We start from the raw sequence: 550 nt of genomic DNA, 5'->3' as shown, positions 1-550 counted from the left end.
CCGGCTCTTCCAGGCCCGCGATCATGCGCAGCGTCGTCGTCTTGCCGGCGCCGGTCTCGCCGAGCAGCACGAAGAACTCGCCGTCGGCAATGTCGAGATTGAGCCCGGTCAATGCGGTGTGGTTGCCGAAAGTCTTCGAGATGTTCTTGAGCTGGATATGGGCCATGTCTATCGTCCCGATCTCTTTTTCGAGGGTGTCTGCCCTCCGCTATAGCTCCGGGCGTTCGATTGTTCGAAAGGCCAAGTCATTGGCCTTTCGTGTCCTTCGGCCATCACAATCTCACTCCCAGCGACTTGCCGCTTGCCGTGTCGAAGAAATGCGCTTGGGCCGGATCGATCCTGGCGAACACCTTCTGGCCGGGACCGGCGACGAAGCCGCTCTTGGTGCGTGCGCGCAGCATCTTTGAGCCGACCTTGAGATCGACAATGTCGAAGGAGCCAAGCGGCTCGACGATCTGCGTCTCGACCGGCAAAAACCCCTCCGTCGCCTCGCGGCGGATGAGAACGCCTTCCGGCCGGATGCCGAGCGCGAGCTGGCCGCCTGCATGGC

General features: G+C 62.2%; 2 protein-coding genes. Both read right to left on the bottom strand.

The genetic code is table 11. The features are described from left to right. Positions 1–166: ATP-binding cassette domain-containing protein (locus EN893_RS37140; protein WP_164901554.1), on the bottom strand; the 166-nt coding region annotated here is incomplete at its 3' end. 106 nt (positions 167–272) lie between these two features. After that, on the bottom strand, positions 273–550 hold a 278-nt coding region (locus EN893_RS37135; protein ID WP_128362313.1), incomplete at its 5' end, for a TOBE domain-containing protein.

The sequence above is a fragment of the Mesorhizobium sp. M7A.F.Ca.CA.004.04.2.1 genome, assembly GCF_004022825.1.
In the GTDB taxonomy this organism is placed as follows: domain Bacteria; phylum Pseudomonadota; class Alphaproteobacteria; order Rhizobiales; family Rhizobiaceae; genus Mesorhizobium.
Note: the sequence above shows the minus strand (reverse complement) of the source record. Positions and strands in the feature narration are given on the sequence as shown.